General features: G+C 48.2%; 15 protein-coding genes and 2 pseudogenes. 8 read left to right on the top strand and 9 right to left on the bottom strand.

From position 1 onward, the window contains the following. Window positions 1–41: 41 nt before the first annotated feature. Window positions 42–299: a hypothetical protein gene (locus tag SIB58_RS10210; protein ID WP_066911662.1), complete on the top strand. Its 258-nt coding sequence runs from the start codon at window positions 42–44 to the stop codon at window positions 297–299. Window positions 300–480: 181 nt separating this feature from the next. Continuing rightward, the gene (locus tag SIB58_RS10205; protein WP_066911659.1) at window positions 481–1005 is read left to right on the top strand and encodes a hypothetical protein; all 525 of its coding nucleotides are present in this window, start codon (window positions 481–483) and stop codon (window positions 1003–1005) included. A 594-nt stretch (window positions 1006–1599) separates the two neighbouring features. Here the strand turns inward: SIB58_RS10205 and SIB58_RS10200 are convergent. Then, window positions 1600–1743, bottom strand: a complete 144-nt coding sequence (locus SIB58_RS10200) for a hypothetical protein (RefSeq protein ID WP_156486783.1) — start codon at window positions 1741–1743, stop codon at window positions 1600–1602. Window positions 1744–2407: 664 nt separating this feature from the next. Next, window positions 2408–2611, bottom strand: coding sequence for a hypothetical protein (locus SIB58_RS10195; protein ID WP_074159389.1), 204 nt, complete (start codon window positions 2609–2611; stop codon window positions 2408–2410). 265 nt (window positions 2612–2876) lie between these two features. Between SIB58_RS10195 and SIB58_RS10190 the strand changes: the two genes are divergently transcribed. The 3 genes from SIB58_RS10190 to SIB58_RS10180 all read left to right on the top strand — a co-directional run bounded on the left by SIB58_RS10190 (window position 2877) and on the right by SIB58_RS10180 (window position 5346). Beyond that, on the top strand, window positions 2877–3458 hold the full coding sequence (locus SIB58_RS10190) for a ferritin (RefSeq protein WP_066911650.1): 582 nt from the start codon (window positions 2877–2879) through the stop codon (window positions 3456–3458). Window positions 3459–4216: 758 nt separating this feature from the next. Next, window positions 4217–4429 (top strand): hypothetical protein, encoded by a 213-nt coding sequence (locus SIB58_RS10185; protein WP_066911647.1) that lies wholly within the window; start codon window positions 4217–4219, stop codon window positions 4427–4429. Window positions 4430–4623: 194 nt separating this feature from the next. After that, entirely contained in the window at window positions 4624–5346 is a 723-nt protein-coding gene (locus SIB58_RS10180) for a Coq4 family protein (RefSeq protein ID WP_066911644.1), read from the top strand. A 419-nt stretch (window positions 5347–5765) separates the two neighbouring features. Here the strand turns inward: SIB58_RS10180 and SIB58_RS10175 are convergent, their stop codons facing one another. From SIB58_RS10175 to SIB58_RS10150, 6 genes and pseudogenes are all read right to left on the bottom strand, one after another. Then, window positions 5766–6071: a hypothetical protein gene (locus tag SIB58_RS10175; RefSeq protein ID WP_066911641.1), complete on the bottom strand. Its 306-nt coding sequence runs from the start codon at window positions 6069–6071 to the stop codon at window positions 5766–5768. Between the two features lie 95 nt (window positions 6072–6166). Further along, entirely contained in the window at window positions 6167–6319 is a 153-nt protein-coding gene (locus SIB58_RS10170) for a hypothetical protein (protein WP_231884222.1), read from the bottom strand. A 248-nt stretch (window positions 6320–6567) separates the two neighbouring features. Then, window positions 6568–6825 (bottom strand): Nif11-like leader peptide family natural product precursor, encoded by a 258-nt coding sequence (locus tag SIB58_RS10165; RefSeq protein ID WP_066911638.1) that lies wholly within the window; start codon window positions 6823–6825, stop codon window positions 6568–6570. Between the two features lie 801 nt (window positions 6826–7626). Next, entirely contained in the window at window positions 7627–8517 is an 891-nt protein-coding gene (locus SIB58_RS10160) for an alpha/beta hydrolase (protein WP_197461571.1), read from the bottom strand. Between the two features lie 689 nt (window positions 8518–9206). Continuing rightward, window positions 9207–10085 (bottom strand): annotated as a pseudogene (locus SIB58_RS10155) (acyltransferase family protein); the annotation flags it as partial. Between the two features lie 27 nt (window positions 10086–10112). Next, window positions 10113–10499, bottom strand: coding sequence for a hypothetical protein (locus SIB58_RS10150; protein WP_231884220.1), 387 nt, complete (start codon window positions 10497–10499; stop codon window positions 10113–10115). A 687-nt stretch (window positions 10500–11186) separates the two neighbouring features. On the opposite strand from SIB58_RS10150, the gene SIB58_RS10145 reads away from it, so the two are divergent. The 3 genes and pseudogenes from SIB58_RS10145 (at window position 11187) to SIB58_RS10135 (ending at window position 12600) form a co-directional block, all read left to right on the top strand. Next, on the top strand, window positions 11187–11672 hold the full coding sequence (locus tag SIB58_RS10145; RefSeq protein WP_156486781.1) for a hypothetical protein: 486 nt from the start codon (window positions 11187–11189) through the stop codon (window positions 11670–11672). A gap of 15 nt (window positions 11673–11687) precedes the next feature. Further along, window positions 11688–12176: pseudogene (locus SIB58_RS10140) on the top strand (esterase/lipase family protein); the annotation flags it as partial. A gap of 139 nt (window positions 12177–12315) precedes the next feature. After that, on the top strand, window positions 12316–12600 hold the full coding sequence (locus tag SIB58_RS10135) for a hypothetical protein (protein ID WP_156486780.1): 285 nt from the start codon (window positions 12316–12318) through the stop codon (window positions 12598–12600). Between the two features lie 54 nt (window positions 12601–12654). Here SIB58_RS10135 and SIB58_RS10130 read toward each other — a convergent pair whose 3' ends face one another. Continuing rightward, on the bottom strand, window positions 12655–12915 hold the full coding sequence (locus SIB58_RS10130) for a hypothetical protein (RefSeq protein ID WP_197461203.1): 261 nt from the start codon (window positions 12913–12915) through the stop codon (window positions 12655–12657). Window positions 12916–13436 lie beyond the last annotated feature (521 nt).

Here is a 13436-nt window from a genome sequence, read left to right as displayed (position 1 = left end):
TACGTCGGGGTGATGAACTCAACTACCTAAATCAAATAGCAGTGAATGTTATTCTCGAAAAACGCATAAAAGAGATCGAAGACATCAGCCTTGAGAAAGAAAAATTAATGGACGGTGTCGCCAATGACACACTGAAATGGGCTGGAATTGGCTTGGGAGTAGGCGTGGGTATATCTGCAATTCTTTTGTCATTCGGTGCAGCAGCTCCAGCGGTTGTAGGGGGTGCTGCTGCAGCAAGAGCTGCGGCTAAAGGGGGAGTAATGGGCTGGAGATCAGCCAAAGAAAAAACAGCGTGTTGAAATGATAGACATTGAGATGAAGCAAAAGACCAGAAAATTAATTGACGGTTTATGCGCGCAGGTGAATTCAAATCAAGTCGAGAGAGCTAAAGCCTATAGCGTTTGCAAAAATTATTGAAGATGGATTCACTTCTCTAGGATCAGATTGAAGAGCTGGCCAATAAACTAGAGGTGAAGTGAAATGATTGATTTTAATGATCTGCCGCAAAGCATCAAGCACCGACTGACCTCAAGAGCTGCTACTCATGCAGGCACCTCAGCCAAGCATATGTATGAGACCATCCCTTCAAGATTGAGAGATAATCCCAATGAAATTCAGGAGTGGTTGGATTCTCATCAATGGTCACATGTCACGCCAAAATCTGATGGTGGTACATATGCTGTATGTGATACGAATAAAGGATTCCCGAATCAAGTTAGAGGCGACAAAAACATGACTCTTGAAGAGCTACAAGAGATACTTAGACAGAATGAGCTGAAGTCTCAGCAAATTGATAATATGTATTCAAAAGATGTCTCTTTTGACGAATCAGCGATTGCTGCTGAAGCTCCATGGAGCGGATCATTGGAGCAAGCATTCACAGGGATTGGTATGGCTGGGGTTGCTGGCTATGCAGTAGCTTTTGCTTTTCGAGTAGGCAGAAATATCTTTAAACATCAAATTCAGTTGGTCAAGTTAAGGGAATTTAGAAGAGCTTTTACTTAACACACTCAAAGAGGCTAATTGGCAAGGGATCAGGGGTGCATCATTAGCGTTTTTGATAGCTTTCATTTGTGCGGCGCTGCCAGTATTTAAATATTTAATCGTTACCGGGGCCATGGAGGGATTAGCCCGATTAGGAGTAGAACTTCTTTCTTCGGTCGTAAATTACGTCGACCCAAATAAAAATACTATTTTATCCAAAGTATTTGATTTTAGTGCTAAGGCTTTAAGTTTCGTGTCTATGGTCTTGTCTAAGATTTGGTCAGTTTTAAATGTCGTGGTGGATTGGATCGAAGAAGGGTTGAAAATTATTGACTCTTCCGTTTAGAAAATTGCTGGCATTGTCTTCAACGCGCTCGCGTATTTCATGGACTGGCTTCTCGGGAAGCAATCGTTAGTAGTTGTTTATTAGCTTCTTCGTTGGAAAGCCTGAAGCCATTGCGATGTGGCTGAAAGCAATGCAAAACCTTTGAAGCGAAAAGCAGGGGGCGTTGAGTAGTCGCTATCGATCTCCCAGCAAAAAACTCACATTAATCACTCGCTGCCTAGCGAGATGTTTTTTATTGAGATGCTTTGTGAGCTCATGGCGAAAAAACTCTATTGTGATGGTTGGTCAGGGCTTCCCAGCAAGCCTGTCTCCCGCATGCGATCGCGTTCGATTAGGTACAAGGCAGCCAAGACGCTGCCGCACCACACACCGGTGATGAGCAGGATTTGCCCCATGGTTTTCAGAAATTTCATCAGTCGAGCCTTAATAATCTGAAGTCCATCTGGTTCATCTGGGATCGACGGGCACCAGCCGATCCCACTGAGCATCAGCAGACATCTCAAGTCCTACCTTCATGTCTAGCGGCTCTTTGAAGGTCACCTGCCAATCCTGGCTGATGGCGCGTAAGCCCCACTGAATCATTCGGTTCTCCCCTCTGGTGACTACTTCTCCACCGACTTCTGATGAATACTGAACAACTCTGAGGCAGAGCTATGTGGTGGGACAGCGATTGGGCTCATGTCATTGAACTGTTGACAGTCATCAGTTCACTCGCGCTGGCGGCTTATCAGAACAAGGATTCAAGTCGTCATGGAGATGAGCTTTGACAGCAAACCGGTTCGAGCCAGGTCGTCTCTGATCCATCGGTACCAACCTGGCCCTGCTGTCTTCTTCCATGGAGGTTTCACTTGTGGGCTGACTCTTCGTGGTCTCTAAGGCTTCGACGATGAAGTCGAATATAAACCCCACAACAAATGGGATTGATATGAGAATTGCAATAGAAACCATAGAAATATTTTTAAGTCTCTGTTTAATTATTGGCCTCTAGATCTTAGCATTGTTATTAGTTTCCAGCAAAGGTTTGGTGAATTCTTGGTGAGTTTTGTTGCCTCGGAACGACCCAAAGCTGGTTCTGAACTAATCGGTAGCCGCAAAAAGTAGCTCCAACTCTCCAATTCCGCAGTTACAGCCGTTCCGCTCGCCATCACATGGCTCCATGTTGGGATGCCCCTTGGCACAGGACTTAGAGCAGAAATGCTGCCCGCCAACCCTGATTGATCGCGATTCCTCAACGCTGCGCTTGCAAAGTGAGCAGTCGCATAAAAGTAAAACTGCAGTCATCACACAACTCTCGGTAACAACTCATCTGGTCTATTGCATTCAGAACGTCATTTCTTTGGCGGCTAACCGAACACTCAATATCGATCTATCAAAAATGATTCTCAGCAGCAGGCCCGCGCTCTTGAATGTGATTCTCAAAAGCATATTTGGGGTTCTTGAATGTGATTCTCAAAAGCATATTTTGACCCACTAATGTTCGGTTTTTACGCATATCTTTCGCTGTTTTGTGATGTAGAACTGATGCATCCCTCCCAGAGGAAGACAAATGACAGCTTCACAAATCCAAGCCCCCATCAATGTCCCCACCGGTCCTGCAGGCCGGGCCATGGCCGAGCCCATGTCGGCTGAAATGCTCGATCTGATGGAAGCGCATCTCAACCTTGAGCGTCAGTCAGCTGCTGATTACTTCGCTGCTGCTGTCTGGTTTGCTGAACGTGAACTGACCGGCTTTGCCGAGCATCTGCGTGATGAAGCCAAGCAAGAAGAGCAGCACGCTGCCAAGTTCGCTGACTATCTGATCTCCAGAGGTCAGCGCCCTGTGCTCGATACCATCGAGCCACCTCGTCAGCAGTGGACTGGCGTGGAGCAGGTGATCGCCAACGTCTTCCGCATGGAAGCTGATGTGACCGCCTCGGTGCTGCAGCTTTACAACACTGCAGAAAAGGACATTGACCGCCGCACCACGGTGTTCCTCGATGCCATCGTTGACGCCCAACGTCTCTCTGAGCACGAGGCCGCTTACCTGCTGGGTCGCGTCAAGTTCGCCGCAGAAAACCCTGCTGCCGTGATGATCATCGACGCTGAACTGAGAGAAGGCGAGGCCGAGCCCGCCAAACTCGAAGGCTGATCAATCGCTTAGCTCAAAGCCCAACCTGCCAATCCAGTGCACCATCCCTGCAGCCCCGCCCAGTGCGGGGCTTTTGATTGCTGAGTCGGACCATGGTCAGCTGCTGCAGTTACCGACCGGAACGGTGATTCACTTTTCAGATGACCGGGATCAGACTCTGAGAGTTGAATCACACGCAGCCTGATGCAGACGGTCTCAGCAGAGCAATTCGAACTGTCGTTGTCTCTGGGATTGTCGGCACTGGATTGGATTCAGGAGTCGTACGACGAAGAACCAACGAGGTCTGTGGCGACCTTCGCGACTGGTCTTGACGTCTGGACTCAGATGTTGGAACTGCAGTGTACCCAATAATAAAAAAGACCCCACTGCTAGTGCAGCCGGGCCAGGGTGATGGGGAGACACATCTTGGTATCACCAATACGTCTCGTCAACGCTACATATGGTGCACCTCATCTGAAATTGATGACAGGGTGTTCCCGAATACCTATTTCAAGAATTTGATCCCTACTCTTGCCCTGTCAGGGTCGGGTGATGGGGATTATCCGAGTCAAGAATTGAGCCACTGCCAATCCGGTGGCTTTTTTTGTGCCATGAGATTCAGCTCCAGCTCCTTTCTGCGTTCCCCCTAGCTTCGATGCTTTCAAATGCAGCGGTGACAGGGGGTGACAGGGCATCACAACAGCCAGCCAGTAAGACGCCCCTGAGGAGGTATTGCACGGAACACCCGGTCAGCCGGTGGCGAGCTAGCTGATTGTTAGATGCACCCCTTCAATCTGCTCATGAGTGAGAACATCCAGGGACTGCTCCTCAGCATCAACGAGCTGGCCGCAAGTGCTGCAGCAGAGGGCAATGAGATCCGACTAGTCGCGGCCTGCGAGGTGCTCCGAAATAGCGGCGCGGAATCCTTGTGCTGGATTGCTTCGTTTACTGAGCCGGAGGAGGGCTATCCGGAAGCGCTTTTCTCGGGCTGACTTAGCTGCAGACCCTCTCTCCTTGTCGCTGATCAACGGTGTCGAACCATCGGGGGAGTCGCTCAGATCTGCTTTATGAAAATGCATTTCACATTTGATGCTTTGCCTGGTAAACCGATCTTCCTTGTTCGGTTTTGAGTAATGACTGGAATACTCGGTAGGTCTAAAACAAAAAAGCCCAGGGAATTCACGGCATGGTTTCTCGTTCTGAATTAAAAGAGGACTCTCTTGATTTAGCCTTAGGAGTTCTTCAGTTAGCCAGGGATCCTGAACATGGATTCAAGCACAGCAGGCACTTCTCCTCAATTTTTAAATGGGATCTGCAAAAAGAATGTCTCAACAGGTTTGTAACTCATCCCAAGCTTCAGCCTCTGATCGATGAGCAGTTTGACATTCCATGGCCATCATTTGATGCGATGCGTGCGATGCCAGTGGGAAGCCTTGGATTCTGCGCTCAGCAAATGTTTAGCAAACTTGAAATTGAGCCATTAGCACCGGTAAATAAAAATCTTAGAAAGGTTGTCGAGACCAATGAAAAGGAAGATTATCTATCCCGCAGGCTTAGAAAATTTCATGACATTTTCCATTTAGTTCTTGGCGTTGATACTTCAGTGGCTGGGGAAGCGGCTGTACAAACCTATGTTGCTGTTTCACAACAGCTACCGGCAGTAATTGCGATTCTTTCCGCTTCAATGACACATAGTTTCTTATACCCCGATGAACATCGCATGATCTGGGAGGCTATTAGCTTTGGCGCTCAAGTCGGTCTCGCTGGAGTCTTCCTGGAAGGGTGTCGTTGGGAAGAGGGATGGGAGCGACCTTTAGCTGAATGGCGATCTGAACTTGGACTTACTCCCTTGCTGGAGAACTCTCCTTTTCAGGATGAAATACATCGCTGGGAAACTCCTTCTACTTAAAGAGTCACCACTAATGATTAGGCAATCAAACCCTATGCTTCATGCAGATAAGGACCCCATGTAGTAGCCAAGCTCTCTGCTTATGACTGCCACTAGAACGGTGTTTTCTCTGACAGTTTTGATCAGAATGTACCCGGGAGTCATCACACTGAGCCTGCATGAGCCACGCCAGAAAGGTTGCTGTTCAAGGGACAGCTGAGCTGGATTAGTTCGAGGAAGCCTTTCTGGGTGTCTTTGCAGCCAAGGACCCTGAGGCCATTGCCATTGCACTGAGGGCCTTCAGCTGTTATCTCCTTTCATAGAGCCATTCATTCATGTGTGGCGCTGCCCTGGACCTGATGGATGAGAGGGAAGCAACACATGCACTTGAACTTCGTTTGATCAGTCAGCGCGATTAATCACCAGCCGCCGGGCTCACGTTATGGGACATACCAGAACACGCCCAGGGTGTACTGGCCTTTGCGTTTGAAGGAGATGCCCGATTCTTTGTTGTCGCGTTCGTAGGTCTTGTCCTGCTCGGCAGAGGGGAAGGCGAATTTGTAGTAGTTGAAGTCGTCGATGTAAGCGTTGCCGCCGTATTGGCTGAAGGTGCAAGGGCCTTTGATCGAGTCCTTGCTGCTGTCATCCCACGTCAGCATGCAATAAGCGCTGGTGCTATCGGCTTGAGCTGGTACTGCCAGTGCGGTGATGGCGAGTGCTGCAGTGGTGATTGTGGTGCGAATCATCGTGTCCAGGGGGATTGGTGGGGGTATATCCAGTAGATGGAGGCATGACCAGAAGCCACCATCTGTTGTTGGACGTTGGAGCCATTCAGGAATAACTAGCCCTCGGTCTTGCCGTAGTGATCACGGGTGATCTGGCGCAATGACGCCTGACGGCCTACAACAAGCCCCCCTGAGGTAACTACGTACAGCCTTGGCGGGCACTGGGTCAGCGCGCCGACCCCGCAGTTCTGGAGTATCGATGCAAGCAAGCCTGATTTTTTCTCCTGGGCTGGTGGTGCAGGTGTCGCCGTCGCAAGGGGAGTTACACCAGCACAACTTAGGCGAACATAAATAGCAATTTGGTTTGATCTATCTCTGCTCAACTGCGCTCAATCGTGCCAGGTATTGAAGGCTGATTTGTGGGCTGTTTGGGGTGATTGAAGAAATAAAAAGCCCCTGCGGCGGCAGGGGCTTTGAATGAGTACAGCTAGCCGAGTATTGGAAAACTATAAAACAACTATGATAATTTGCCTCGTCTTATAAATAAACTACCAAAACTAACGCATACAATTCTCCCTCCAGTTGCGCCTTCCAGTTCCCCTTCGGAAATCTCTGCTTGAGCCTTATTGTTTAGGTCATCAGTGGAAATGCTAAATCCTGCTTCTTTGGCAATGGAAGCAACAGTATTGGTATCAGCCGCTACTTTGAGCCTTTCCTGCAGGCTGGTGTTGCCTTTGGCGTTTGTGATGAAAGCTGTGAGTTGTTCTTGTGTCATGGTTCTAAGGAATGAATTGTCGGGGATTTATCCCCCTGGACTCTTTCAAGATCACAGCTCTTCTGGTGAACTTCACTGCACAGCTATGGTGCAGAGCCCAAGAGGTTCTGGTGAGCTTCTGGTGATTCATTCACTACCTGGTCGGGCAACGCTTTCACCTGCCTGATTGCTACTCAACTGCGCTCAATCGTGCTAGGTATGGAAGTCTAATTTATGGGATTATTCAGGCTATTGAAGAAATAAAAACCCCGGCTCCTTGCAATAAATGGGGTTTTGATGAGTATTAATAGTGATTATGCTTCTTCGTTTTAGCGCGCATCATGGTTTTAATATGAGTTCTGGCCCTTTCTCGTAAGTCATCAGACAAATAATCATCCCATCCTTAGGTTGATTCAGACTAAAGGTGCAATTGCCTTCAGCAACTGCCTCCAGCTCATCATTTGATAAGTCTGTATATTGCTGAATGTCTTCTGCAGTAATTGCAAAACCTGCAGACAGCAGTTCACTGAGGCTCGGCTGATGAACTTTCTGAAAAGCATTGGGCTGTTTCTGTTGATCCTCGGTTTCTGGTGCGGCAGCGTTCTAGGAGCCCTGTACTTAATCGAACGGCATCGCCTTCAGGATTCAGGCGTCTTAGAGGGAAATGGCCCGAATGGGTGATGTGTCCCCGATCAATCGTGGTGAGGTTTTGATGGTTGTAATTGTCTTAGGGATAAGGCAACCAAAACCTTTGTGATCGGCGCTTGCAGAGTTGTCATTGCTCTGCCGGTGGTGTGGGTCGGTTGGCAGTTCAGGCAGGGATCATCGCTTGGATCTTTGAGGCGTTTTGCCTGCATGGAGGAACGCCAGAATCTGCTCTTCCGCGGCTGCAGCCGCTTCCCCGACAAGAGAGTGCTGCATGACAAAACCATGGGGCATACCGGAGCCGATATGGACTTTCACCCTTGAGCCCTGGCTGTTGGCTCTAGTCGCGAAATCAAGGCCATCGTCCCTGAGTGGATCGTGTTCGCCCACAATCACCAAGGTAGGAGGCAGGGTGCTGAGATCGCCATGGGCTGGACTTGTGAGGGGCTGGCTCCATTGGTCAACCCTGGGGGCATAGAGGGCCCGTTGGTATGCCAGCAGTTCAATGCCGTTGTAGGGATGCCCGATCCCGAATTCGATCATGGACTGATGACGTTCCAGTTCAAGATCGAGCACGCCGCAGATCAGCACCATTCCATCAGGCCTCCTTGCCTGTTGCTGGAGCTGCCATTGATCACAAGCAGCAGCGAGATTGGCACCCGCTGAATCCCCGGCAATGGCCACATTGTTCTGATGGGTCTTGAAAACGTGTTTGAGCACCCCGATGCAGTCCTGGAATGCTGCTGGGTACGGATGCTCTGGTGCCAACCGGTAATCCACTGCGTATACCGTGCGCTCACTCAGCGCGGCTATTCGTTTTGCCCAGCCGAGATGTTTGCCCGACATCGGGGCGATCCATCCTCCTCCATGCAGATAGAGCAGGGCTCCGCTAGTGGTTGTCGAGGGGGTGAAGACCTGGACCTTCACGGAGACCCCGAATTCCAGTGAATCCAGTTTCAGTGACCGCTCGTCAACATCCGCAAACAGCGCGAGGCTGGGATGATCGGGCCGCCCCCAGGCTTCCCGGATCTCATGCAGCCAGCCTCTGCTGAGTGGCTGGTCAGGCACTAGTGCCGCATATAGATCACTTGCTGGACCTTCATGCAGTGCCTTTGAAATCAGTGGGTGCATCTTGAAGTGACCTGGTGTGGTGAGCGAGTGTTCTCCTATCAGCGCTGTAGCAGTGCTGGTTTGAACCGGCGTCTTACGTCCTGCAGCAACAGCATCACTTCTGCTCGTAAAGCTTCACTCAATCCAGTGCGTCGTCTCTGCCGCTGAGGAGCTGAATGCATCGCTCAAGGGCTGTTGCGGTCTCTTCAACTGACTGGAACATCTCGTTTGCTCGCAGCTTGCTCCAGCGGCTACGCACCAGAATTTCCGCCTCCGCTTGTGCTCGAGTATCAAGCGCTGACTGCTCTGGCGTCGTCTCCAGTTCTTCTCAGAGACGACCAAGAGAACGCAGCATTGCTGCTGATCTCAGGCCTGGTTCAGCGTCTAACTGCTCCAGAAAATGGGTTGTGTCGTTGGTGCACTCGGGCTAGCCACTGAACGCATCCCACATCGTTGCCGACTTTGGTCAAAAGTTCAGTCATATTCACTTGCAACGCTGGATCGAAAGAATCAATATGAAAAGTCCTGCTCTTGGCGAGGCGTGATTGGTGTGAGCTTGTTTTTTCAGCAGATTGAGAGCGTCAACCCACCAACTCCGCTCAAAGTAGGTACTGCAAATCTTCTGTTGAAGGCAAGTGATTGAAGAACTAGATGATCTTGGCAACAGTTGGAATACGCCTGAGCTGATGGGTGAGTCCAAAGGAGATAATGATCCCGATAGGTATCGCAGATAGAGCAATCAGCCATGGATTAAGACTGAATAAACTAATCGTCTTAAGCAGCACTACCAGCACAATTGGATGGACTATGTAGGTCCCGAAGCTATCAACTCCAGCTGCGGCAAGCCAATTGCCGCAGTTTTTCTCATTACGCTGGAACCATAGCAAGAGATAGGCGATTACTCCCCAGCCGATGAGGGGATTCAAGAAAGCCGTCAGAAGGTATAGCCTGCCAAACTCATCCGACATGCTGCCGTTGAAGGTCAGCACAAGACAGATCGCTAGAAGGCTGAGCGCTAATACAATGGAGAAACGAAACCACCGTATTACCAGATGGCTATCAAGGCGTTCCAACCAGCGATAGTTTGAAGCCTTGCATCCCAATGAAAACAAAAAGGCATAGGTAAATACGTGCATTCCTTGAGCACCCAGGCCATCGAGTGGTGAACGTGTCAACGCAGCCCATAGGTCTGTACGTGTTGTCATCATCACCTCAATGATCGCTAGGACGACGGCACTGACGAGCCAAGATTTTAGTTGCGGAGTGGGAATAGAGGTATCGATAGAAAAGTGATCTCCATGCAGTGCACGCCATGCGCAATAGAGCAAATCAAAGACAAACAGAACTACAAGAAACCACAGTACCCCTACCCGGTTGAAAGGTATCTCATTCCAAGACAATTCTGCCAAGGGGCGTGTTGGCGAGAGCCTCGCGATGAGTACCGACGCGTTGTTAATCAGTAGTAAGTCAGCCATGAAAGGAATGCCAATTCGCAGCATGCGATCTTTGATGTATCTCATCACACCTTTCTTATGTACTGAGGCAGGGACGAACTAGCCCGAGAGTAGAAATAACATGTACATGAAGAAGGCATTACAGAATAAAAGTAACCAGATAGCTATTCCACCGAAGACAGGGTGCAGAGATTCGCTCAAGGTAAAGTGCACTCCCATGAAGCTAAATATAAACGTGCTTAGAACATGGATGGCAATGACCAGTGCGATCATCAGTGCTTTGATCTGATCAAAGAAGAGCACACGCTTGCTGGATCTGGTTTGTTGGTCACCCATCGTTCCAGCTTTATCAGATATTTCTAGATTCTTGTCATCCGAAATTGATGCACTGTTTTCAGGGCAGTAAGACAATGCTGAAAATTTGGTGTGAGTCAACAAAGCTATTGTTTTGCTGTATTCAACATGTCCGGAATCAATTGGATTCACATCACCCGATCAGGTGGTTCTCCAGGCGCCTGCCTCCCCCGGTTGGGTGGCTCTCTGATCCCTTCAACGAATTGTCATGGTCTTGAACGTCGGTACCTCTCCCACATGCCGACGCGGCTTCTTTTCTTTCACCTACATCAGCGAACGCTGCCCATTCTTCTGTGATGCCTGATTACTGGGCTGGTTTTGATTGGCAGCAGCCAATACATATTTGACGGCATCAGCACTGTGATCAGGTGCAGCTCCACCATTCCTTCTGGATTGCGAGCATCACTGATGCATTCAGGCAAGGTCACCCATCAGCTTTCGCATCGTTCGGACATAAACCATGTTTCTACTGTTTGCCTGCCACAACAACTGTTTCATGAGTCTCCAGCCCACTGACCGTGAGCTCTCAGTGCAGCCTTTCAACTGCTAACCGTAGGTCTTGTCTGCGGGATCAGTTAATCAGCGAAGCTGCTGTGCGGATGTGGCTTGTTCATCTGCTGCATAAATTGCGTTACATTCAGTGGACGGTTACCTCTGTTGCTTTCCTTGATTTGATTTTAAAATACGAGGCCGATAATGATTTTATACCTACAATTCGTCTGACTACTTGACTTTTATTCCTAATGTTTTCAAGACTTGTCTTTGCTAGTCTGCTCACATTAACGGCTTTAGTGCGATAACTACTCTATGGGCCTTGCCATGAAAAAAGTTGGCTTGTTTATTGTATTGTTTTTACTAGCATCTTGCTCGAGTCGTCAAAATATCTATTCCCCAAGTGCTGGTCCAATGAGAAAGGCACTTACTCAGGACCTCGCCTTTGCAAATCCAATTATCATTATTCCTGGTATTGGGGGATCAAAGTTTATTGATTCAAAAAATGGAAAAGTTGTTTGGGGTGCTTTTGGGTACAACTCCTATTGGCCAGCAACAGAGCAGGAGAACAAGTTGCTCGCTCTTCCTCTGAACCAATCAGCTAAAAATATACGATTAGCCGATAAAAATCTTATTACCCAATCTGTGTTAGATACAGTTAAGTTCGAGTTTCTGCCTCCGCCTTTTGTGTCTATTGAATATTCAGTTTATTTGAATATTTTCAAATCTCTCACTATGGCTGGTTTTGTGCCGGCCGAGGAACGTGATGATCACCTGCAAATTCCATCTTTTAAGGGAAAGCCCGTTTTTTAGTTTGCTTATGACTGGAGAAAATCTAATGCTGTCAATGCTAAGCGCTTGGATGCATATATTGCAACTGTCTCAAGACAATTGGTCGATAAAGGAGGTTTAAGCGGAAGCCAAAAGGTTGACATTGTCTGCCACTCGATGGGGTGCCTGATGGCTAGGTATTATCTTCGTTACGGCGGGCAGGATTTAGGTTCCTTTGATAACCCACCAGTTCTTGATTGGAGAGGTGCAAGTAAGATAGAAAATCTAGTCATGGTTGCACCACCAAATAAAGGTTCTATCAATGCATTGAACTATCTTATTCATGGTTTCCATGTTGCTCCATTTAAATATTTCAAATATCCATCTGCTGTCGTCGGAACGATGCTTTCAGTGTATGAGTTGCTTCCGCGAAGAGATATTTTTAATGCTGTCAACCAGGATGGTTTGTCCGTTGATCTTTTCGACCCTAAATTGTGGCAACAGATGCAAGGGGTCTTGTTGATCCAAGACAGAAGGATGTATTAAGGCAGATTGCCTCTGAATATAATACTGATTCTTATCGATACAATGGGGCGAAAGAACTTCAGAGGCAATTGTTGCAAAATGCATTCTTATTTCATTCTTTGATTGATGCCACCGCTAGTCCGCCAGAAGGTTTGAAGTTTTGGCTTTCGCAGGTGTAGGCACTCCTACTGTTTCAAAAATTATGCTTAATACATCCAATCGTACATATTTTAAGCTTATGAGTAACGGCGGAGATGGAAGCGTTCTCAGGGAAAGTGCTTATGCCATGAAGAACACTGAATATCCAGGAGAAGGTTCTTTGATTGATTGGAATAATGCAATGTTTTTCTATCTTCCACACATGAAATTGGTCAAGAGTAATGACTTTCTTGTTAACTTTTATTATACTTTGTTCTGGCGCAAGTTCATTCCAGCGGATGGTTAACGTTATGTCAAATGAGTTGTTTATTTCTCGACAGTTCTTTCTTTAACGCGGTGATTATGTCGCGAGATAGAGTTGACTGTTCGTCGCTTGCGTAATCTTTATGCGATCAATAGCCTTCTTTAATGCGACTTTTCTGACATCATATTGCTTCATCGATGTAGAGATTTTTGCATGGTAAAGCGTTTTCGCGCTTAATTTGTACATATCACTGGCCAGATTCTCAGAAGCATTCTGCAGAATTTGAAACTTGTTAGTCGTCATCGTTTTACCGGGCTTCAATATGTCTGGGCTCAAGCCAGCGATAGTCGTTGCCATGGCGTATCCATAGCAGCAGCTTGCCCTCTCCGGGGCGGGCTCTGCCTCAAGGGTTCCTTTCCGATCCATGAATCGCTGATGCTTGTGTTCCTCAAAGCGGCACAACCCTAAGTGCTCAGCGACCTCTCATTGATTTACAAGATCTTCGACGTCATGCCCACATCAAATGGGTGGATACGAAGATAAGCCATGACCAGTGCGATCAAAGGCTTTGGTCCATCAAAAAAACATCAAACTACCCAGTTGACTTGCTACGCCGTGATTTGCGCTTTGATCGCTCCTTGTATGGTTGGGATTGGTCTTTCCCAAAAATTGAGTCGCTGGCCTAAGGCAGAGGCGCCTTTCAAGCTTTAGTGACGACTCTGCAAGCTCTGTATGTCATGACTTAAGACATAAAACTGGTGTTCCTTGGCATTCATCTTCCAGCCGTTCGCACTCTTCGCTGTCTTGCGGTTGATCGTCGGGCGCGTCTTATGGGCCGCCTGATCTGGAGTTTTACACGGTTATGACCACCGTTGTGC

It is taken from the genome of Synechococcus sp. MIT S9504 (assembly GCF_047497135.1).
Lineage (GTDB): Bacteria > Cyanobacteriota > Cyanobacteriia > PCC-6307 > Cyanobiaceae > Synechococcus_C.
This window is presented reverse-complemented; position numbering and strand designations above follow the sequence as displayed.